The sequence below is a fragment of the Thalassobacillus devorans MSP14 genome, assembly GCF_000496835.1.
GTDB classification, from domain to species: Bacteria; Bacillota; Bacilli; order Bacillales; family Halobacillaceae; genus Thalassobacillus; species Thalassobacillus devorans_B.
In genome coordinates, this window is the sequence record NZ_KI543236.1 from 1,406,773 (window position 1) to 1,428,493 (window position 21,721).

At 42.9% G+C, this 21,721-nt stretch carries 27 protein-coding genes; 1 reads left to right on the plus strand and 26 read right to left on the minus strand.

Annotated elements, in window-relative coordinates:
- Window positions 1-33: 33 nt before the first annotated feature.
- The 23 genes from P855_RS0108055 to P855_RS0108165 all read right to left on the minus strand — a co-directional run bounded on the left by P855_RS0108055 (window position 34) and on the right by P855_RS0108165 (window position 18,649).
- Window positions 34-411: a GNAT family N-acetyltransferase gene (locus P855_RS0108055; protein ID WP_028783091.1), complete on the minus strand. Its 378-nt coding sequence runs from the start codon at window positions 409-411 to the stop codon at window positions 34-36.
- A gap of 344 nt (window positions 412-755) precedes the next feature.
- Complete coding sequence (locus P855_RS0108060; protein WP_028783092.1) at window positions 756-1,208, minus strand: hypothetical protein; 453 nt, start codon at window positions 1,206-1,208, stop codon at window positions 756-758.
- An 83-nt stretch (window positions 1,209-1,291) separates the two neighbouring features.
- A complete protein-coding gene (locus P855_RS0108065; protein WP_028783093.1) occupies window positions 1,292-1,729 on the minus strand; it encodes a peptidylprolyl isomerase in 438 nt (145 codons plus the stop codon).
- On the minus strand, window positions 1,726-3,039 hold the full coding sequence (gene lysA, locus P855_RS0108070) for a diaminopimelate decarboxylase (protein WP_028783094.1): 1,314 nt from the start codon (window positions 3,037-3,039) through the stop codon (window positions 1,726-1,728). The genes P855_RS0108065 and lysA overlap by 4 nt, the downstream gene beginning before the upstream one ends.
- A 228-nt stretch (window positions 3,040-3,267) precedes the next feature.
- Window positions 3,268-4,734, minus strand: a complete 1,467-nt coding sequence (locus P855_RS0108075) for a spore germination protein (RefSeq protein WP_028783095.1) — start codon at window positions 4,732-4,734, stop codon at window positions 3,268-3,270.
- Between the two features lie 50 nt (window positions 4,735-4,784).
- Window positions 4,785-5,135 (minus strand): stage V sporulation protein AE, encoded by a 351-nt coding sequence (gene spoVAE / locus P855_RS0108080; RefSeq protein ID WP_028783096.1) that lies wholly within the window; start codon window positions 5,133-5,135, stop codon window positions 4,785-4,787.
- Window positions 5,135-6,148 (minus strand): stage V sporulation protein AD, encoded by a 1,014-nt coding sequence (gene spoVAD, locus P855_RS0108085; RefSeq protein ID WP_028783097.1) that lies wholly within the window; start codon window positions 6,146-6,148, stop codon window positions 5,135-5,137. Before spoVAD ends, spoVAE begins: the two co-directional genes overlap by 1 nt.
- 11 nt (window positions 6,149-6,159) lie before the next feature.
- A complete protein-coding gene (spoVAC, locus tag P855_RS0108090; RefSeq protein ID WP_028783098.1) occupies window positions 6,160-6,615 on the minus strand; it encodes a stage V sporulation protein AC in 456 nt (151 codons plus the stop codon).
- A gap of 17 nt (window positions 6,616-6,632) precedes the next feature.
- Window positions 6,633-7,049 carry a stage V sporulation protein AB gene (locus tag P855_RS0108095; protein ID WP_028783099.1) on the minus strand — a complete coding sequence of 139 codons (417 nt, stop codon included), beginning with the start codon at window positions 7,047-7,049 and terminating at the stop codon, window positions 6,633-6,635.
- A complete protein-coding gene (locus tag P855_RS0108100; protein WP_028783100.1) occupies window positions 7,030-7,653 on the minus strand; it encodes a stage V sporulation protein AA in 624 nt (207 codons plus the stop codon). Before P855_RS0108100 ends, P855_RS0108095 begins: the two co-directional genes overlap by 20 nt.
- 126 nt (window positions 7,654-7,779) lie before the next feature.
- A complete protein-coding gene (gene sigF, locus P855_RS0108105; RefSeq protein WP_028783101.1) occupies window positions 7,780-8,532 on the minus strand; it encodes an RNA polymerase sporulation sigma factor SigF in 753 nt (250 codons plus the stop codon).
- A gap of 9 nt (window positions 8,533-8,541) precedes the next feature.
- The gene (gene spoIIAB, locus P855_RS0108110; protein WP_028783102.1) at window positions 8,542-8,982 is read right to left on the minus strand and encodes an anti-sigma F factor; all 441 of its coding nucleotides are present in this window, start codon (window positions 8,980-8,982) and stop codon (window positions 8,542-8,544) included.
- The gene (gene spoIIAA, locus P855_RS0108115) at window positions 8,979-9,332 is read right to left on the minus strand and encodes an anti-sigma F factor antagonist (protein ID WP_028783103.1); all 354 of its coding nucleotides are present in this window, start codon (window positions 9,330-9,332) and stop codon (window positions 8,979-8,981) included. The genes spoIIAB and spoIIAA overlap by 4 nt, the downstream gene beginning before the upstream one ends.
- 118 nt (window positions 9,333-9,450) lie before the next feature.
- Window positions 9,451-10,614, minus strand: a complete 1,164-nt coding sequence (locus P855_RS0108120; protein ID WP_028783104.1) for a D-alanyl-D-alanine carboxypeptidase family protein — start codon at window positions 10,612-10,614, stop codon at window positions 9,451-9,453.
- A 215-nt stretch (window positions 10,615-10,829) separates the two neighbouring features.
- A complete protein-coding gene (locus P855_RS0108125) occupies window positions 10,830-12,131 on the minus strand; it encodes a pyrimidine-nucleoside phosphorylase (protein ID WP_028783105.1) in 1,302 nt (433 codons plus the stop codon).
- Window positions 12,132-12,150: 19 nt separating this feature from the next.
- Complete coding sequence (locus P855_RS0108130; protein ID WP_028783106.1) at window positions 12,151-12,975, minus strand: purine-nucleoside phosphorylase; 825 nt, start codon at window positions 12,973-12,975, stop codon at window positions 12,151-12,153.
- A gap of 14 nt (window positions 12,976-12,989) precedes the next feature.
- Window positions 12,990-14,168 (minus strand): phosphopentomutase, encoded by a 1,179-nt coding sequence (deoB, locus tag P855_RS0108135; protein WP_028783107.1) that lies wholly within the window; start codon window positions 14,166-14,168, stop codon window positions 12,990-12,992.
- 98 nt (window positions 14,169-14,266) lie between these two features.
- A complete protein-coding gene (gene xerD, locus P855_RS0108140; RefSeq protein ID WP_028783108.1) occupies window positions 14,267-15,157 on the minus strand; it encodes a site-specific tyrosine recombinase XerD in 891 nt (296 codons plus the stop codon).
- 6 nt (window positions 15,158-15,163) lie between these two features.
- On the minus strand, window positions 15,164-15,382 hold the full coding sequence (locus P855_RS0108145; protein WP_028783109.1) for a DUF4227 family protein: 219 nt from the start codon (window positions 15,380-15,382) through the stop codon (window positions 15,164-15,166).
- A gap of 266 nt (window positions 15,383-15,648) precedes the next feature.
- Window positions 15,649-16,101 carry a Fur family transcriptional regulator gene (locus P855_RS0108150; RefSeq protein WP_028783110.1) on the minus strand — a complete coding sequence of 151 codons (453 nt, stop codon included), beginning with the start codon at window positions 16,099-16,101 and terminating at the stop codon, window positions 15,649-15,651.
- 117 nt (window positions 16,102-16,218) lie between these two features.
- Entirely contained in the window at window positions 16,219-16,857 is a 639-nt protein-coding gene (gene spoIIM, locus P855_RS0108155; protein ID WP_028783111.1) for a stage II sporulation protein M, read from the minus strand.
- Window positions 16,858-16,929: 72 nt separating this feature from the next.
- A complete protein-coding gene (locus tag P855_RS0108160) occupies window positions 16,930-18,105 on the minus strand; it encodes an endonuclease Q family protein (protein ID WP_028783112.1) in 1,176 nt (391 codons plus the stop codon).
- A gap of 1 nt (window position 18,106) precedes the next feature.
- Window positions 18,107-18,649 carry an NUDIX hydrolase gene (locus P855_RS0108165; protein ID WP_028783113.1) on the minus strand — a complete coding sequence of 181 codons (543 nt, stop codon included), beginning with the start codon at window positions 18,647-18,649 and terminating at the stop codon, window positions 18,107-18,109.
- Between the two features lie 97 nt (window positions 18,650-18,746).
- Here P855_RS0108165 and P855_RS0108170 point away from each other — a divergent pair, with 97 nt between their 5' ends.
- Window positions 18,747-19,667, plus strand: a complete 921-nt coding sequence (locus P855_RS0108170) for an aldo/keto reductase (protein ID WP_028783114.1) — start codon at window positions 18,747-18,749, stop codon at window positions 19,665-19,667.
- Between the two features lie 48 nt (window positions 19,668-19,715).
- Here P855_RS0108170 and P855_RS0108175 read toward each other — a convergent pair whose 3' ends face one another.
- From P855_RS0108175 to P855_RS0108185, 3 genes are all read right to left on the minus strand, one after another.
- Window positions 19,716-19,940: a YqkE family protein gene (locus tag P855_RS0108175; protein ID WP_028783115.1), complete on the minus strand. Its 225-nt coding sequence runs from the start codon at window positions 19,938-19,940 to the stop codon at window positions 19,716-19,718.
- Window positions 19,937-20,269: an iron-sulfur cluster biosynthesis family protein gene (locus tag P855_RS0108180; RefSeq protein WP_028783116.1), complete on the minus strand. Its 333-nt coding sequence runs from the start codon at window positions 20,267-20,269 to the stop codon at window positions 19,937-19,939. Before P855_RS0108180 ends, P855_RS0108175 begins: the two co-directional genes overlap by 4 nt.
- A gap of 133 nt (window positions 20,270-20,402) precedes the next feature.
- On the minus strand, window positions 20,403-21,677 hold the full coding sequence (locus P855_RS0108185) for a DNA polymerase thumb domain-containing protein (protein ID WP_037985723.1): 1,275 nt from the start codon (window positions 21,675-21,677) through the stop codon (window positions 20,403-20,405).
- Window positions 21,678-21,721 lie beyond the last annotated feature (44 nt).

Sequence of the window (21,721 nt, forward strand, 5' to 3'; positions counted from 1 at the left end):
TAAGCGCATGTCATAGACATGCGCTTATTTTTATTATGCTTCCGCAGATGTAGCATCTGAATTGGCGGCACAACATTTTTCTAAAAAGGCGCTTGTCGCTTCGTCAGCACAAACATGATACTGATCCCGATAAAAACCTCTCACGCCTTGCACCATTTTTTTTCCTATCCCCATATTGCGATGGGAAGGATTGACGGTAACATGTTGAATCACCGCCCGTTCCTCATCTTCCAAACGAACCCCGACTGCACCAAGGATATCTTCGTCCTTCCAAAGGAACAACTGCCAATCCTCATTAGTCTCATATTCTTTTATGGTCTGCTGGAGCTTCTTGACATCCTTTTCTTCCGGCATGAATGACAACAACCCCATAGCAATTTTTTCAAATGTCTTTTTATAGCGAATTAGCATAGTAACCCCTCATTATAAAAATAACTTTCCTACCCACATGAATAGGAATCCAGGCTGCTGATTACCCAGCCAAATCATATGATTGCTTTATGCATTGATATTCTCACCAGCTAATCATGGGTAGCCGTAGTTGTTATTAATATGACTGTAACGTCGATTTGGTTCGCCTACATTCTGTAAGCAACTTACATTGCAATGAAAAACCAGTAGTATAATCCCCATAATATGCTGAACGTCAGCAAAACGATAAACAAAATAATATTTTTCTTTCTCACTTCAACTTCCCCCAAGCTGCTGACCTTGTTGAGCTTCAACGAATAGCATAAGCCAAACTCAGAAAATATTCAAGGTGTCTCTTCCGATTGTTTATTTAATAATATCTGGAAAAGATGATATCCGTCTGAACATTTGCCTTTCCAACTGTATGGAAGGAGATTGAATACAGCGAGATATAAATTGAATAACATGAAAATATGTAACTCCTCTATTTGCAACAATGAGAAGGAAAATAAAAAAACAAGCATATTCAAGGAAGGTCCGCCTAAAGTCACCGCTCCCTTTTGCCACCTGTTATATCTTTCGTTACAGCTGCTCTCCGTATGACCGCCCAGGAAAAATATACGGTGTACCCTCAAATGGAATCTGCCCCAATCTCCCCGGAATAAAACGGAACCGGTTCCAAGGTGGAGGACGGCTTCCCCACGCCCCAGGAGAATTGTCGGTATGACATGTCCCAGTTCATGGATGAGCAGGCCTAATGGAGCGACCCAAATCATCGCAGTCAAAAACTCCAACAATGCTCCGTCACCTTCCCTTCACCAATACCTGCAGAATGAAATGAAAATAGTGAGCCTTTTAAAAGACCCACTATAGTCAACGCTTATTCCTCATCCCACACACGAACTTCTTTCATTGTATCTCCTGGCTTAATGTTCAATACCGTATCCATTCCTTCAATCACCTGGCCAAAAACGGTATGGACACCATCCAAATGAGGTTGAGGCTCATGTACCAAAAAGAATTGACTGCTTCCGGTATCTTTTCCTGCATGTGCCATGGATAAGGAGCCCGCGACATGTTTATGCGGATTTCCTTCTGTTTCACATTTGATTGTTTTACCGGAACCTCCACGGCCGGTACCCGTAGGGTCTCCCCCTTGTGCTACAAAGCCTGGGATGACGCGGTGGAAGATGACTCCATCATAGAAGCCGCTGTTCGCAAGCTCTTCAAAGTTAGCCACCGTGTTTGGTGCCTCGTCAGGGTAAAATTCCAGTACAATTTTTTCTCCTGTTTCGAAAGTAATGCTGCCTTTTTTCATGTAAGACTCTCCTCTCCTTTTATATAAGAGCAATCCAGCCTAAGCAAATCTTCATAGTTTTCCCGCTCAATAACCAGCTGATGTTCCCCATGTTCTACAAACACAACTGCCGGTCGGGGAAAACGATTGTAATTGTTAGACATCGAATAGCCATAAGCGCCAGTGCTCATCACCGCCAGTATATCCTGGTGTGAGACCTCCGGAAGCTCTACATCCCATATTAGCATATCTCCGGATTCACAGCACTTCCCTGCAACTGATACCTTTTCATGAACCTGGGCATCCATCCGATTAGCAACTGCCGCTTCATATTTCGCATGATACAAAGCCGGCCTTAGATTGTCAGTCATCCCACCATCTACAGAGATATACTTTCTGACCCCGGGTACCTCTTTAATAGCACCTATCGAGTATAAAGTCATGGCCGCATCCCCTACGATAGCACGCCCTGGCTCGATCCATATCTCTGGTATCGGATAGTTCTTAGCAGCTGCCTGTTCATTCACTTCATTGATGAGGGCATGGGCATAAGCATCTAATTCAAGCGGGTCATCCTCTTTCGTATACCGGATACCGAATCCTCCTCCGAGGTTCAGTACTTCAGCTGTAAACCCGTACTTTTTTCTCCACTCTTCCATAGACGCAAAAAGTTTTTTGGTCGCCATTAAAAAGCCACTGGTTTCAAATATTTGTGAACCAATATGGCAATGAAGTCCAATTAAACGGATCCTATCTGAGTTATTGATTTGTTGAAAGGCGATGTCCGCCTGTCCACTCGATAAATCGAATCCAAACTTGGAATCTTCCTGTCCTGTAAGGATATAATCGTGGGTATGTGCTTCAATACCTGGAGTGACCCGGAGTAACACATCCATTTCTTTTCCTTTTTCCTCAAGAATGGCAGTCAACAAATCAATTTCATAGAAATTATCTACCACAATACAACCGATTTCCTCGTCCACCGCCATTTCTAATTCTTCTATGCTTTTATTGTTCCCGTGTAAATGTATTTTTTCTACAGGAAAATCTGCTTTCAATGCTGTATACAATTCTCCTTGGGAAACGACATCCAGACTTAAATTTTCCTGCTTGGCTACCTGCAGCATCGCCACCGAGGAAAAAGCTTTACTAGCATACGCCACTTGTGCCTTCATCCCTCGCTCTTCAAATGTTTTTACAAATGCCCGTGCATTCTTCCTGATTCGTTCTACATCATACACAAACAATGGAGTGCCATACTTTTCCGCCAATGACACTGCGTCTATTCCGCCTATCAGCAAATGCCCTTGTTCATTATAAGGTAAACTCATGTGGTTCCTTCCTTCCTGTACCGTTACGATATCCACTCTATTCTTAATCATTCAAAATATATGTTGTTACAATCGGCCGCTCTTCCGGATTTTCCGAAAATGGGGCAAACTCTCTCGCTACCCATAACAGACTCAATCAAAAAAGAATGTCTGTATAGTAATGATAAGACATTCTTTTCTAAATTATATTAAATTTATCATATGGTTTAAAAACCGGCAAATACCAAATTACGGCTGCCGTTTATCATTACGTGGATGAACGATACTTGGGCGTACTTTTGCTAAAGGCACAGACAGACGGAATAAGATCTGCATCATCGCTTTGGCATTGAAAGGAAGTAGTGGCCACAGATAAGGGGTACTCAATGAATTGTTTCTCGCCAGAATAAGGGTATATAATGTGAATCCGATTACAAATCCTTTCACACCCAAAAATGCGGTAAACAAAAGCAGGATGATGCGGCTCATTTTATTCGCTACACTCAACTCATAACTGGGGGTTGCAAACGTGCCGATTGCAGCCACAGCTACATATAAGATAACTTCCGGAACAAACATACCAACATCGATTGCGATTTGTCCGATCAGAACAGCCGCTATTAAGCCCATCGCAGTTGATAACGGTGTAGGGGTGTGAATAGCCGCAATTCTTAAGAATTCAATCCCGATATCCGCTATCAATATCTGGATGACAATTGGAATACTGCTTTCTTCATTCGGTCCTACGAAAGTAAGTGCTTCAGGCAATAATGAAGGCTGCATTACCATCAATAACCAGAACGGTAATAGAAATATAGATGCAAACATACCAATAAATCTTATCCACCTGACAAAAGTACCTACAGCCGGCGACTGCCGATATTCTTCCGCATGCTGAACATGATGGAAATAAGTCGTAGGAGTAATAATCATACTTGGGGTAGTGTCTACCATGATCAGTACATGCCCTTCTAATAAATGGCTAGCTGCAACATCCGGCCGTTCGGTATACCGCACCATTGGAAAAGGATTAAATCCTTGTTTGACGATATATTCCTCAACGGACTTATCTGCCATGGAAAGTCCGTCAATTTCGATATTTTTCACTTCTTCTTTCACTACTTTTACTAAACCGGGATCAGCAACATCTTTCAGATAAGAAATACAAATATCCGTTTTGGATCTTGTTCCTGATTTAACTATTTCATGTCGTAACCGACCGTCCCTGATCCTTCTTCTGGTCAGTGCAGTATTTTCAATGATATTTTCCGTGTAACCATCTCGTGAACCACGAACGACCTTCTCCGTATCAGGCTCTTCCGGAGAACGTCCAGGGTAAGACCTTACATCTATTATAAAAGCCTTTTTTTCCCCATCTACAAAAATTACTGCTAATCCAGAAAGCATCTGGGTGATACACTCTTCCATGGATTCTACAATTTCTACCTGTTGATGTACAAGATGTTCATAAATTCCTTCGAACACTTTTTTCGTTCTTGGCTGCTCGGCCTCCCACTCCATCAGTTCTTTCATCAATTCTATGATATATGCCGTGTCGACAAGTCCCGTAACATAATACATATCGAGTTTCTTACCCAGGATGGGAAATTGACGGAATCCGATATCAAATGATTCTTCGATGCCAACTTTTTCATTCATGTACTCTTCCACATCATGAAGACGAGACATCACGTTCGTTTCCTGTTGCTTAGCCATTACGTTCGTCCTCCTTTCTCTATCACCGTAACCAGGTTCAGCCTGTTTTTTCACCCCTTTGGTTTGAAAAAGACAGCAACTAAAAATCCGAACAAAATTGCCGAAGCGATACCAGCCGATGTGAGCTGGAATATCCCTGTAGCAATCCCGATAAAGCCATGCTCTTTCGTCTGCTCCATTGCTCCGTGCAGCAATGAGTGGCCAAAGCTTGTAATCGGCACTGTAGCTCCAGCACCTGCAAACGCAATCAAATTATCGTACAGGTCAAAAGCATCCAGCACAGCTCCCGCCACGACAAAGGAAGACATGACGTGTGCAGGCGTTAATTTTGCTACATCCAGGAGCAACTGGCCGATAATACATATTCCACCACCGACAAGAAATGCCCAGAGATAATCCATCAGAAACCCTCCTCCCGGACTAAAGCGACTCCGTGAGCAATGGCAGGAATAGATTCTTTCTGCTGAACCATAGTGGGACTCATCAAGGCTCCAGTGGCTACTACCAAAATCTTTTTATACCTGCCGCTTGCCAGTTCATTCAGTAATTTTCCATAAGTCACAACTGCAGAACAGGCACAACCGCTTCCTCCACTGAAAACAGGCTGATCACTATGATAGATCATCAGGCCGCAATCATTATGCATTTCTTCAATATCAAAACCATCTTCCTTCAGCATATCCCGTACGATCGGAGTACCTACTGCTGATAAATCTCCGGTAGCAATCAAGTCATAATCTTGGGGTGTCCGTCCCATATCCTGAAAATGCGTTTTGATTGTGTCATACGCAGCAGGTGCCATCGCTGACCCCATGTCAAAGGGATCCTTCGTGCCATAGTCCATCACCCGGCCAATGGTGGCTGATTCAATACGGATGTTTGATTTTCTTTTGGAAAGAAGAGCAGCGCCGCTCCCAGTAACCGTGAACGTTGCAGTTTTTGGCTTTTGGCCCCCATACTCAGTCGGATAACGGAATTGCCTTTCTGCAGTGGCGTTGTGTGAACTTACAGCTGCGATTACCTGATCTGCGAAACCACCATCAATCAACGATGCTCCAGTAGCAAGCGTCTCCATAGAAGTAGAACAGGCGCCAAACATACATAAGAATGGAATCCCAAGCTCTTTTGCTACATAATTAGCAGTCACATTTTGATTAAGCAAATCACCAGCAAGGAACAAATCCACCTCTGAATGATCTTTTCCTGCTTTTTGCAGACAAGCATTGATCGCATCCTTCATCAATTGACGCTCAGCCAGCTCCCAATTATCCTGGTTGCAATGCAGTTCGTCATAGGATTGATCAAAGGAGGAAGATAAGGGACCGTCAGCTTCCATCGGGCCCACCGCTGTTCCAGATGCATTAATATAGATGGCATTGTTATATAACCAAGATTGCTGTCCCATTTTAGCCATGATTGTTCCTCCTAGAAGAAATGTTGCCAAGCATATCTGATCATTCCAAGTACATAAGCGGCCACCACTCCAAAGACGATGACCGAACCTGCAAGCTTGAATAAATTGGTGGCAACTCCCAATACCAGTCCTTCGCTTTTGTGCTCAAGAGCGGCAGAAGTGATAGAGTTTGCGAACCCTGTTACAGGGACTGCAGAACCTGCCCCTGCAAATTGCCCCAATTTGTCATATACTCCAAAACCCGTCAACAATGCGGAAATTAATATCAAAGTCGTAACTGTCGGGTTGACAGCTTCCTTTTCCGAAAAATCGAATACATTCACATAAAAGTCTGTTAATGCTTCACCTATGACACAAATTAGCCCCCCAATTACAAAAGCTTTCAAACAGTTTAAAAAATAATTGGGCTTTGGCTGGTAACTTTTAATTGTCTTATTATATTGATTCTGGACAAACTTATCGCTCATCATCATACCTCCAAGTCTCATCTGACAAAGATGATCCAATGAAATAAAGAACCTGAGATTTTCCCAAGCACAATAGCCATCATCAACAATATCAGCTGCCCATCCATCCCGATACGTTTCGTCAGTAATGGGAAGACATTCAGAACTTCAGTCAGTGCTGCTGCGAGCATGCCAATAAAGACACCATGAAGTAGTCCCCAAACAGCTATAAACAGGTCAGGAAGCAAAATTGCCTCATCTCCGAACGAAAGGTAGATGCCTGCGAATGTTCCAAGAATAACAGCTGTTTCATAAAATCGGATCCGATTGGTTGAACGACTCAATTGCATCAACCTGGGAATAATCCCTAAAACGGTCAAGAAAGCTACAAATCCCGTCCCTACAGCGAGTCCTGCCGCCAAACCAATAAAGGCTTCAAGTAGAGCGTGGATCATCGTTGTTTTCCACCTTATTTTCATTAATCGTCACATAATCATCCATGCTTTGTTGGTACTTAAAAACTTCGACTTCCAATGGGCTCGGTTCTTCATTGATTTTTTTATTAAAAATGTGATTGAAAAATAAAATCATTCCAAGCCCAAGACCGATGGAGTAAGGTACCTGGATCCAAAAAGGATGTTTTACTTTTTCTCCGGTCAACATAAAGTGCAGCTTTTGTTGTACGGCTTCCATGCTCACATCATAATGAAAATTCATGATCGCCATCGCTGCCCCGACAAACAATAATAGCCATATCCCTGCTACCATCCAGATCGCAGGCTTTCTTTTCTTTGTTGTGATAGTAATGATGGTTTGTGCCGGTCCTATCAATTGGACTTCGATTTCTGGAAATAGTTCTGCCATCTTTTCTATCACCAGCACACCATCAATGACGATAATGTTCTTATCTTTTTTTGTAATGTAGTGCAAGGGGATGGTTTCTAGTTTCTGTTTTAGGGATAGAGAACAAGCCAGGTAGGCGATGTCTTTCAGCAAAACAGGCCGATAGCTTGTCATATCCACTTTTTTTCTTAATCGTAAATAAACAATTTGTGCCATAGACACCACCCTTTATCTCCGCGCCTTTCTTTTTAGTATGGATGTTAAGGTAAAAAACATGCACCTGCTATCAATTGAAGGCATATAAAAAAGACGCATTAGATACAATGCGTCCAAAGCTAAAGATTAATCAGGCTCCATCTGATCTTTAATCTCTTTCAGTATTTTCTTTTCCAGCCTGGAGACTTGAACTTGTGAAATCCCAAGCCGTTCAGCCACTTCCGTTTGGGTCTTATCTTTAAAATACCTTAAATAAATGATCAGCCGTTCTCTTTTATCAAGCTTTCGGATGACATCCTGAAGTATCATCTTATCGAACCACTTGGTATCATCTTCAGCCATTTGATCCAGCAATGTAATAGGATCTCCGTCATTTTCATAAACTGTTTCATGAATGGACTGAGGAGCACGGCCGGCTTCTTCCGCCAGTACTACTTCTTCTGAAGTCATATCCAGCGCTTTCGCCATTTCATCAATGGTGGGAGACCTACCGAGCTCTTTCGTTAATTCTTCTTTTTTCCGTCGGATTTTATTATTCATTTCTTTTAACGAGCGGCTGACTTTTACGCTGCCATCATCCCTGATAAAACGCTGGATTTCCCCAATGATCATGGGTACTGCATAAGTAGAAAACTTCACATCATAGTTCAAGTCGAATTTATCGACCGACTTCAATAACCCTATGCATCCAATCTGGAAGAGATCCTCCTGATCATAACCCCGGTGAATGTAACGCTGGACCACCGACCAGACAAGTCGGACATTCCTTTCCACTAACATGTCCCTTGCTTCTTGATCACCCTCTTGACTCTTGGCAATCAAGGCCCTGACATCTTCGTCTTTCAGCCGCTTCTGTTTTTGACTCACATCCACATTCATCGTGGGCTCCTAATTACAGTACGCTTTATTAGTAGTCAAATGCTTGATCAATCGGACTGTCGTGCCTTCCTCAGGGCTGGAAATGACATCGACCTTGTCCATGAAGTTCTCCATAATCGTAAAACCCATTCCGGACCGCTCCAGTTCAGGTTTTGAGGTGAATAGTGGTTCCCTGGCTTCATCAATGTCTGCGATCCCTTCCCCATGGTCTTGAATCATCAATTCCATTTCTCCATCATTTATCGTACATGAAATATAAATCTTTCCGTCTGGAAGTTCATGATATCCATGAATGATGGCATTGGTCACTGCTTCGGATACGACCGTTTTGATTTCTGTCAGTTCTTCCATCGTCGGATCCAGCTGACTCACAAAGGCAGCTACTGTCACCCGGGCAAACGATTCATTTTGACTTACACTTAAAAATTCCAGGTTCATACTATTTTTCATGAAGCCACCCCCAGCATCTCTAAAGCGAATTCTTCATTATCGACAAGCTTCATGATTTTGAACATTCCGGATAAATCGAAGAGTCGTTTGACTTCCGGAGAAATAGAGCAAATCACCATTTCTCCTCCTAAAGCGTTGATTTCTTTGTATCTTCCTAAAATCACACCAAGACCTGAACTGTCCATGAACGACAGCCCTTCCAGATTCAAAATGACATGACGTACCTGGTGCTGATTAAGAATCGACTTCCATTCTTTCTTTAAATTTTCTGCTTCATGATGATCCAGTTCACCGACTAATCTTACAAGAAGGACATCTTCTTTGCAGGCAAAATCGACACTAAGACTCACTGTGTTTACCTCCTCTTTCTTTGCGTTAGTGAGTCTTTCTGTTTTGCATCCTGTTTTTCCTGCAGGGTGACAAAACTAGTGACGATACGCTAAATCTTTTAATAAAATGACAGGTTTATCACCGGTGAGCCATATTGCCTAATGTACGTTTGAATAGTTGCCAGACATTCCCTTGTTTCACACTAGTCTCAGCTACTAATGGCACCTCAGTAAGCACTTTGTCTCCCTGCTTAACTTTTACCGTCCCTAAATGGCTGCCTTCCTCTATTGGCAGCTGAATATTTTTGTCAAACTCCATGGACGTTGCTAGATTTTCCAGCTTTTGTCCTTTACGTTTCAGCAACGTAACAGGGGTTTCCGTTATTAAATTTAACTCTGGCTTATCGCCTCTCGCTAACTGCAAGGTGCTCATTTTGTGTCCTTTATCATATAATTGTTCTGTTTCGAATTGACTGTAAGCATAGTCAAGCATCTTAGCTATATTCGCATTTCGTTCTTTCGGAGTTTTCGCTCCCATTACGACTGCAATCATGCGCATCCCATTCTTTTGAGCTGTAGCCGTGAGACAGTATTTCGCTTCATTTGTGTATCCTGTTTTTAAGCCATCCACACCTTTATAGTGTTTGACCAATTTATTCGTGTTCACAAGCCAGAATTCATTTTTTTGCCCTTTTCGCAAATAGTCTTCATAAATACTGGTATAATCCGTTATATTTTCATACTGTAATAATTTTTTAGCCATCACTGCCATATCATGGGCCGTGCTATAATGGCCTTTTTCTGGAAGACCGGTCGTATTTTTAAAGTTAGTGTTCTTTAAACCAAGCTCTTCCGCTTTTTCGTTCATCTTTTTAACGAATGCTTCTTCACTACCGGCAATTCTTTCGGCTAATGCTACGCTTGCATCATTACCAGAAGCCACAGCCACTCCCTTCAGAAGATCTTCAACCTTCATTTCTTCCCCGGCCTCAAGAAATATTTGAGATCCCCCCATCGAAGCAGCACGTTCACTTACCCTGACGGTCTCGTCCAACTTGATGACTTTGTTGTCTAAAGCTTCCATGATCAGTAATAATGTCATGATTTTCGTCATGCTGGCGGGCGGGAGTTTTTCATGTGCGTTCTTATCGAATAAAATCGTTCCACTGCTGTTCTCCATTAAAACGGCCGATTTCGCCCCTTCAGCCAGCTCTATTTGATTGGACTCTTGCCCATAGGTTACAGGAATACTTATTGTACTTACCAGCATGAAAACAGTGAAATAAATGGCTATTTTTTTCATTCACTTTCCCTCCATTCATAGTTGTAGTTATATTTTCCAACAACCTGCCGTTTTATTACGAAACCCAAAGAAAATTATTTAATATGCGATAAAAATATTATGTAAACTATACTGAATATATTCGTGACTATCAGATAAATCAAGGTATTCTTTGTTGCAAAACGTAATTACCAGAAATAAGAACGCCCATAAAATACGGGCGTTCTACTAATAGGCTAATTGATAACTTTATGAATTAAAGTAGGGGCTGATACTTTTTCTTCGGTGATGGTGTATGCTTCTTTCACTTTCGCTATCGAGTCTTCCGGGTTTTCTTCATCACTATTCAAGACTACCAGCGGTTCTCCTGCTTTTACTTCATCGCCGATCTTTTTCTTTAAGGTAATGCCAACTGCATGATTTATTACATCGTCTTTCGTTGCACGACCTGCTCCAAGATACATAGCGGCCACTCCAATCGACTCAGCATCAATAGCTGATACATAGCCATCCTGATCGGCGGTTACCTCTAATTTATATTTGGACTGTGGTAATTTATTCAAATCATTGATCATGTCAATATTCCCGCCCTGAGCAGCAATAAAGTTACGGAATGCTTCGAACGCTTTGCCATTCTCCAAATTCTTTTCAAGCTCTGCGTATGCTTCCTCATAACTGGAGAATACTTCAGCAAGCACTGTCATATGAGAAGCGATTTCTAATGAAAGTTTACGAAGGTCTTCCACGTTTTTGCCTTGCAGAATTTCCGCTGCTTCTTTTATTTCGTTAGCATTACCCACTTCAAAACCAAGCGGCTGGTTCATATCACTGATGACAGCGACTGTGTTTCTGCCGAGATTTTTACCGATATTGACCATCTCTCTGGCAAGCGCTTCTGACTCTTCCAGGGTCTTCATGAATGCCCCCGTACCTGTTTTGACATCCAGTACAATACTATCAGCACCAGAGGCAAGCTTCTTACTCATGATGGAACCGGCGATCAATGGAATAGAATCCACTGTAGCTGTTACGTCACGTAAGGCATATAGTTTTTTATCAGCTGGAGCCAAGTTACCTGTCTGTCCGGCAACAGCAAGTTTATGGGTATTAACATTATTGACGAACTCTTCTTTCGTCATCTCAATATGAAAGTCTTCAATCGCCTCGAGTTTATCCAGTGTACCTCCTGTGTGACCAAGACCGCGCCCTGACATTTTGGCAACCGGAACACCTGCAGAAGCCACCAATGGCCCAACGATAAAGGTGACTTTATCGCCTACTCCACCAGTAGAATGTTTATCGACTATGTGTCCTTCAATGCCTGACAAATCGATCGTTTCACCTGAATCAACCATAGCCTGGGTCAAAGTTGCCGTCTCTTTTTCAGTCATTCCTTTGAAATAGATAGCCATCGTCAAGGCAGACGCTTGATAATCCGGTATCTCACCTTTTGTGTAGCCTTTAACAAAAAACTTGATTTCTTCCTCATTAAGTTCCATACCATTACGTTTTTTCTGAATTACATCAACCATTCTCATTGCGATCATCCTTCCCCTGTTATGATGCAGACATTGACTGTAGAATTTCTTTCACAAACCCAAGGAAATCTTCACGAACTTGTGCTGTGGTTTCAATAACTTCGTCATGCGTCAATGGCTGGTCTAAAATTCCTGCCGCCATATTGGAAATACAGGAGATACCGAGGACTTTGATACCGGAATGACTCGCAACGATGACTTCTGGAACAGTAGACATACCTACCGCGTCGCCGCCAAGGGTACGGAGCATTTTTACTTCGGCTGATGTTTCATAAGCAGGTCCGGTATTCCCGACGTACACACCATTACGGACTTTCAACCCAAGATTATCTGCACATTTTTGTGCGGTTTGTATCAACTCTTTATTATATGCCTGGGACATATCAGGGAACCTGGGACCCATTTCTTCATCATTCTTACCGATTAAAGGGCTGTCTCCCATATTATTAATATGGTCGGTGATTATCATTAAATCACCAGGTTCAAATATTTCATTTACGCCTCCTGCTGCATTTGTGACAAACATCGTTTCGATTCCAAGCTGCTTCATCACTCTTACAGGGAACGTCACCTGCTGCATGCTGTAGCCCTCATAATAATGGAAGCGCCCCTGCATGGCGATAACCTGGTGTCCTTCCAGTTCACCGATTACCAATTGACCTTTATGACCGGAAACAGTGGATTCCGGAAAATGAGGAATGTCTCCATACGGGATCACAACCGGGTTTTTGATTTCGTCAGCTAACACTCCAAGCCCTGAGCCTAAAATCAATCCTACCGTTGGTTTCTCAGATAGTTTATTTGAAATAAATGAAGCTGATTCTCTGATTTGTTCGATATTCATGCTTTCACCCTCCATCACTTAATCTCTTTTAAGAAGCTTTGCCCATGTTCCGGCGTCTTGATCTTGAAATTGTCCGAAACCGTTGCTCCAATATCTGCAAATGTTTTACGTTGATCCAAACGCTTCCCTTGTTCGATTCCTTTATGATAAGCAAGAAGTGGAACTAATTCACGTGTATGATCTGTACCGTGATGAATCGGGTCGTTCCCGTGGTCAGCCGTAATTAAGAGCAGGTCCTCCTCTTTAAGTTTCTCTAATACCTGCGGAAGTCGGGCATCGAAGGCTTCCAGAGCCTCGCCATAGCCTTGCGGATCACGCCGGTGTCCGAACTTCGCATCAAAATCCACCAGGTTCAAGAAGTTGAGCCCTCGGAAATCCTTATCCATAGAAGCTACCAGCTGATCCATGCCGTCCATATTGTCTGTGGTTCGGATTGCTTCTGTAACACCTTCTCCGTCATAAATATCGGAAATCTTACCTAATGCGATGACATCAAGTCCTTCATCCTTCATTTCATTCATAACAGTCCGTCCAAACGGCTTAAGGGCATAGTCATGGCGGTTAGGTGTGCGCTCGAATGCTCCTGGTTTTCCGACGAACGGACGGGCGATTACGCGGCCGACCATATATTTTTCATCAAGCGTAAGTTCCCTTGCGATTTCACATATTTCATATAACTCTTCCAGAGGGACAACCTCTTCGTGAGCAGCAATCTGCAAAACAGAATCAGCCGAGGTATAAACGATCAATGCACCAGTTTCCATATGCTCTTCGCCTAATTCTTTCAGGATTTCGGTGCCGGAAGCAGGCTTATTGCCGATGACTTTACGACCGGTGCGTTGTACTAATTCATGGAGAAGTTCATCAGGAAAACCATCTGGAAACGTACGGAACGGTTTATCTATATACAAGCCCATGATTTCCCAGTGACCAGTCATGGTATCTTTTCCATTCGAAGCTTCCTGCATAGTAGTATAATGTGCTTTTGGAGTCTTTGCTTCCTCAATCCCCATAATATTGCGGATATTGCTCAAACCGAGTTCACCCATATTCGGCATTTTAAGGCCACCCATATGTTCTGCAATATGACCAAGGGTATCTGCACCTTTATCATTGAACTTAGCCGCATCCGGCGCCTCACCGATACCGACAGAATCCATTACTATTAAGAATACTCGCTTGAAATCATTCATTTTATTTCCCTCCTGTAATTTACATTCCTTATCCTTACCAACAATACACAAAAAATAGAGATGTAGGATGTCAGACAACTGTTTTTGTAAAAAAGAGTTTATGCCCGTGGATGGTATGAGCGATAAACATCTTTCAAACGTGTTTTGCTTACATGTGTATAAATTTGCGTTGTTGAAATGTCCGCATGCCCGAGCATCTCCTGCACCGCTCGTAGATCTGCACCATTTTCTAATAAATGAGTAGCGAACGAATGGCGCAGCGTATGAGGAGTAATCGCTTTTTGAATGCCTACCTCTCGGGCAACCGCTTTCAATATCTTCCAAAATCCCTGTCTGGATAATGGATTGCCATGATGATTGACAAATAACTCTTCCGTCTGTTTTTTTCTGACTAAGCCCGGTCTCGAGTTACTTAAATAATCTTCTACCGCTTCCTTAGCCATATCACCAAGCGGAATGATCCGTTCCTTAGAGCCTTTGCCGAAACATCTTACAAACCCCATTGTAAGATGAAGATCAGTGACCTTCAAAGACATCAGCTCAGAGACACGTAAGCCGGTGGCATAAAGCATCTCAAGCATCGCCCGGTTACGTAAAGAGAGGGAATCCCCTCCTTGCAGGTTCAATAGCTTGTCCACTTCCTCTGTGGAAAGCACCTTCGGCAGTTTCCGTTCTTTCTTAGGAGTCTCGATATGTAGACTCGGATCCTGGTCACTCACCTTTTCCCTGACCAGGAACTGATGAAAAAGCCTGACAGAGGACAAGAGTCGCGCTATTGTTGCAGAAGAACGGCCTTCATCATTCAAATAATACATATATTTCATAATGTGGGTTCTCGTCACGTCATCCCAGCTTTTTATGGACAAATGCTTATCCAAAAACTCAGCATATTGTCTTAAATCACGCTGATAGGATTTGATTGTATTTTCCGATAATCCCCGTTCCACAGTTAAATAGTGGAAAAAATCATCAAGTGCATGCTTCAGCATACGTCTCTACTCTCCCAATTGAATAAAAATCGATAATCGCTCCGGCCAACTGATATCTTCCTGATTGAACACCTTCACTGCGGCGCCCTTTGGTTCATCATAACGATGATAGCGCTCATATTCCAGGTGGACCATTCGTAGTGCCATATAAAAAAAGGAAGTACAGAGGACAAATACAATAAGTATCTTCAATGTATCCTTGAGGAACAACCACACGTGCTTCATCACTACGCCCCCTTGTCAATCTCATTAACAAGGTATGCCATCCCTCTAGGAAAATATACATAAAACAAAGATTCTACTCTACTTTAAAGCTACAATAAATTTAATAGAATGTAAAGAAGACTACGCTGAAAGCATAAGCCAGCTTTTTTCACACTTCCATACTACCATACTATGTATACCGGGTGGTTTATAAAACCAACAAAAAAGTGAACACGCAGTTCCGCATTCACTATTTTCAAGCTATGAAATTATCAGGCTCCATTCCCTTACGATTTAACCGTTTCTTTTTGACAGACGCGGCAAATACCATGAAAGGTCAGACGATGGTCTTTCACTTGGAAGCCCCATTGATTTTCAACTAATTTTTCTACGTCGCCAAGGAGATCTTCTTCAATTTCTTCCACTGCCCCACATTCTATACAGACGAGGTGGTGATGAAAATGTTCGGCACCTTCTTTTCTTAAGTCATAACGGGATACCCCGTCACCGAAATTTATTTTATCGACTATTTTCAACTCAGATAATAATTCTAAGGTCCGGTACACCGTAGCAAGGCCGATCTCTGGCGCCTTCTCTTTGACGAGGAGGTAAACATCTTCTGCGCTTAAGTGATCCTCTTCATTCTCCAGCAATACTCGTACCGTCGCTTCCCGTTGCGGGGTCAACTTGTAACTTTGCGAATGTAACTGCTTTTTAATTCTTTCGATACGGTGCTCCATGTAGCGTCCCCCTCCCTCGCAATTCCATTTTAATTATAAGCAGAGAAGGAACTGGTGTCAAATTACAATCATTACAATCTGCTTTCGATAATTATTTTAATCTAATAGTGACAATCCCTATTTATATAGCCACTTCACTACCCACTCTAACGTTTGGTTAGAAAGGAATGCTTCAATAAAGGAAGCAATCACCAGACATGCGATTAATATGGCGAACAGTATACCATACTGAAGAAAAATAGTCATAATCGGCTGATGGACCCGTTTTGAGAATAACTGCCGGAATAAAGTGATCGAAAAAATCATTGCTAAGGCGCCTGCTATCAGGTAAATAGGAATAATCAACAGGTTTTGAGGGGCGATGGAAACGGAAGAAATGAATAATCCATACCACCCCATCTGGTTGACTAAAAAACCCACGGAAAAACCAACCACTAGTCCTTTAATAAATAATAACACTGTAATGATGGGCATACCGATCACAGAAATACCCAGTATAAAAATCAACAGCATATATTTCAAATGGTAAGCTAAACTATCCCAAAACAGCGTGGGCTTTGACACAACATCTGTATTAATCATTTGCTGGAAAAATTGATTCAAATAGAAATACAGGTCCTGTTTTTGAATGAAGTTCATACTATTGACAATCACTGCTCCAAATATGATCCCGATTAAAAATAGCACAGAGATGAAAATATAAATATTCATATAACTTGTAAAATGATTTCTCAAAACCCGTTGCTGTGCGTACATACTTTCCTCCACCCCTTCTCAAGCTATCTATTACAACTCTATGAAGTGAAGAAAGAAAGTAGACCAACGATTCTATGAATTACTCCGGACTTTCCCGTATTTACCGCCTCCACCTGCTTCAATTGCTACTTCACCTTTTCTTAAGGAAAGAATGCGGGCAGTCAGCTTTTCAGGTATGACTTCATCCAGCTCACCCTTCTCAGCATGATGGATGACATGCATTTCTGTGCCAAACTTCCTTAATAGAGTTTCATAAGTTTTTGGACCAAGGGATGGTAAGTATTCAAGAGGCACCTGATAGATATAGGGTGGCCGCTTGGAATGTGAGTCAATGGCAGAAGAAAGTTCCCTGATTCTTTCCGCTACCCCTTTGACTACTTTCTTTGAATTACATGCCGGACAAGGAAGTTCAAAAACAGCAAGTTTGGCTCCGCAGCCGTTACAGACAGTTTCGTGATATTTCCCTAACATGGGATTCATACCATAGTTTGTTTCAATGCTTCTGCCTTTTTGCCCACGGAATGCTAACCCCAGCTCATAGAAAGAGGGGTTCTCCAGTTTTACCTTTTGGTATTCCCTGCCGATCTTAGCCAACGAATGCGCGTCAGAATTAGACACAAAAGTATAACCTGATAATTCTTCTATCTGCTCTGCCATTGACGTATCAGAACTTAAACCCAATTCCACTGCATCTATTATTTTAGGGTCCAGAACCTCAGCTAATGAGCGTTTGACCCCTTTGCCATACAAGCTTTTAAATGGAGTGAAAACATGAGCTGGGATGAACCAGCCTCCCATGCTCTGGACATAGGTTTGTAACTCCCGGGCGCTCCCGTAATAACGTTGAGAGCTAAGGTTGACATTTTTCATCCGCCCAGACAGCCAGGCGGTGAATTTCTTCATTACGGAAAAGTAAGGGAAATAACACAAAACATGAATCGGTCCCTGGCAAAAATCATCATAAATTTCTACTTCCGCTCCTAATAATAGAGTGGTATTTTCAAATCGGACTCCGCCTTCTTCTAATTCCTCTGCATACCCTCTATCAATAAAATCCTCCAGTTCATCCTGGACAGCAGGAGCATGACTGTCAATAACTCCTACGATGTCCATGCCTTTCCGCCTGCTTGCTTCTTTTAAAATATTAGTCAGTGTAAGCGATTTTCCTCCACTGATTTTAACTGGCCGGCCGTTCCAATCCCGACCTATATGGATATGAAGATCGACATAATAGGAATGTAAAGCCATGTTATACTCTCCTGTTTTTCAAATAAAGCAATGCGTAGGCTGTCTTAGCATCGTGGATTCTCTGTTCAGCCATCAGCCGTTCCGCTTCTTCCAAAGGGAGTTCATAAACTTCTACAAATTCATCTTCATCCCCTGCTACAGCGTCATCCAGCCGTTGCAATTGATCAGTAAAATACACATAGACCAGCTCATCAGCAAAACCGGGTGATGTATAGAAAGAAGTCACCAGTTCCAAGTGATCTGTCGTATATCCTGTTTCTTCTTCCAGCTCCCGTTTTGCTGTCACTTCAGGCGCTTCCCCTTCTTCCAGCTTCCCCGCCGGTATTTCCAGGATGCTTTTCTCCAGGGCTTTCCGATATTGTTCAACAAAAACAATGTTATTTTCATCTGTCAATGCTATAATCGCTACAGCACCGGGATGCTTGATCAACTCTCGTTTAGATGTATTGCCATCGGGTAAAGTAACACTGTCTACTTGCAGTTTTATCACTTTACCATTAAATATTTTCTCTGTATCAATCGTTTTTTCTTCAAATTTTTTCATGACCAAAACCCCTCTCTGTTACACTACCGCCATTCTAACACATTGTTATTCGACAGGGGATGGTGGAGATAATTTCACGAAAGAAAGGATGTTCCCAATGAACAAACGACAACTCGGAAACTCCGACTTGCGGGTATCGGAAATTAGCCTTGGGTGTATGAACCTTGGTACAGAAGAGACAAAGGCGAAGGAAATCATTGATCGTGCGCTTGATGCAGGCATCAATTATGTCGACACTGCTGATCTATATGATTTTGGAGAAAATGAAAAAATCGTCGGAAAGGCTATCCAGCATCGGCGGCAGGATGTCATTCTCGGAACCAAAGTCGGCAATCATTTTGATAAAGAAAAAAAGGACTGGCATTGGGACCCTTCAAAGGAACATATCAAGAAGGGGATAAAAGACAGTCTTCAACGGCTTCAGACCGATTATATCGACCTCTATCAGCTTCATGGTGGTACGATTGAGGATAATATCGATGAAACCATCGAGGCGTTTGAAGATTTGAAACAGGAAGGCCTGATCAGAGAATACGGCATTTCTTCGATTCGTCCGAATGTTATCCGCGAATATGTGGAACGTTCCAGCATTGTAAGTGTCATGATGCAATATAACATCTTCGACCGCCGTCCGGAAGAGAATATGCTGGACCTCCTCCATAACCATAACACCAGTGTACTCGCCCGGGGACCGCTGGCGAAAGGCATGCTTAGCAACAAAGGCGCCAAAGTGGCTGAGTCGAAGGCAAAAGACGGTTTTCTGGAGTACAGTTATGAAGAAATGCTTGCTCTGACAGAAAAACTTGAGGATTATGCGATTGAAGAGCGTTCGCTCAACACTCTTGCGCTTCAGTATGTACTGCACCATCCAGCTGTAGCTACTGCTGTGTTCGGGGCCAGCTCTGTGGAACAACTGGAGGCAAACCTGGAATTTGCAGGATCGGCTCCATTGACGGAACAGATCTTTGGTGAAATTCAGGCTTTGACCAGTCCAATCACCTATCAGAAACACCGATAATTAAAAAAACTAAGGCTGCCTGGTGGAGTGCACTCTCCAGGCAGCCTTTTACTTGAACTTTTTCCAGTCCATTTCACTTTCTTCCAGCAGTTCTTCAAAGCTTTTATTCGCTTCTCTTTTCTTTCTTTCCTCTATTTTACGTTTTCTCTCTCTTTCTTTGTCCTGCTCTTCTTTTTGTTTCAGCTGTGTTTTTTTCGACTTCAATTGGCTGACGATATCTGCATTCAAGCGGTCACTCAACGAGCCTTGCTCATTCGCTCGTTTCTTGCTCATATGCTATCTCCTTTCATCACTTCCGATCCAGGGATGACCGGGTTAAGTATTTCATTAGGGCTGCTCAGACGCAGTGATCCATTGCTTACCGCTAGCCTCAGCTGCTTATTGAAGAAAACAGCCTGTTGCTTATGGACGATGACTTCGAATTCATCACTTTCCACCTCTTGGTCCCAATCGGTCCGCTTTTCTGTCCAACGGAGTGTCGGTACTCCATTGACTCCGCAGCCACAGCCTTCTGTATCATAAAATAATCGCAAATAACGTTTATTTTCCGGGTTTAATGATTGCAGCTTCGTCTTTGCTTCACTAGTTACTTTAAGTTCCATGGCGATTCCTCCTCTGTCATTTCCATCATAATGAATTTTTCGTTTGCGGGCAAAAGAGAAGGTTCACACAATGGTCCGCCACCTTTCTCCCGGGAGGACCACTGATTCCCGCTGGAAGAATGGCGTGGTATCCTTACTCTGCAAAATGTCCGCCGACAAGCTTGCTGCGATGGAGGGCCGTACCTGCTTCGGTATACGAAACCGCCCGAAGCAGCGAATCACTCCCATACTTGTCCCGTATCGCATCCATCACATAACCCAACTCCCGCTTCCGGTCCCGTCCGGTATCAAACAAATCCAATTGGATGCTCGCGTCCTCCGAGATATTCGATAAAGAAATTGAAATGCTCCTTACTGTCTTTTCCTCATAAAATTCCTTGAATAACTGGAGACAGGTATAATAAATATCCATCGTAATGTTGGTCGGCTGATCCAGACTGCGTGAACGATGAAATCCTCCGCCTCCCTCTGTTTTACTATAGCCTACCCCAAGGCTGATCGTCCTTCCCGCTTTATCATTGTTTCTCGCTCGCCTGGCTACTTCTTCACACATTTCCAACATGACATGTTTAACGTGAGCGGGATCATGATAGTCACGAAGAAGTATCTGACTCTTCCCATAGCTGATCTGTCCCTGGATGATCGGAGCCCCGAGCTCGGATAAATCAATCCCATGTGCATGGTAGAACAATTGATTACCCATTACACCGAATACTTTTTCCAACCGTTCCAGTGGATAATGAGCAAGCTGGCCGACCGTGGTAATCCCCATCCGGTTCAATCTTCGTTCCAGCCGCGGGCCGATCCCCCACATTTCTCTCAGTGGAGAAACCGGCCACAGTTTTTCCGGTACATCGTCATACGTCCATTCGGCAATGCCTTTTTTCTTCGCTTCCAAATCAAGACAGAGCTTTGCCATCAGCATATTGGGCCCAATTCCAATTGCTGCCTTGAGATGGAAGGTATCCTCCAATTCTGTCAGGATCATTTCTGCTATTTCCTCCGCTTCACCGAACATTCGTTCACTGCCATCCACTTCCAAAAAGCTTTCATCAACGCTGTAGGTATGGATCGCTTCTTTTGGCACGTATTTATTAAATAGACGAGTCACCTCAGTGGATATCTCTAAATAAGTGCTCATTTGTGCAGAAACAATAACGATATCCGGGTCATCGGGGATTTCAAACAACCGGCTCCCCGTACGAATTCCGTAATCTTTCTTCATAGCGGGTGAGGCTGCTAAAACCACACTCCCCCGGCGATTTGTATCAGCAACTACCGCCAGATGGCAGGTCATCGGGTCCACCCCCCGTAAAATAGCTGCACAGCTGGCATAAAAACTTTTCATATCGACACAAAGCACTCGACGCTCCGGAAATAAATTGTAATCGATTGCTGGATTACTCATTTCCGTCACACCCCTCATTTTGTCTTACTTTATATTATGCGAAT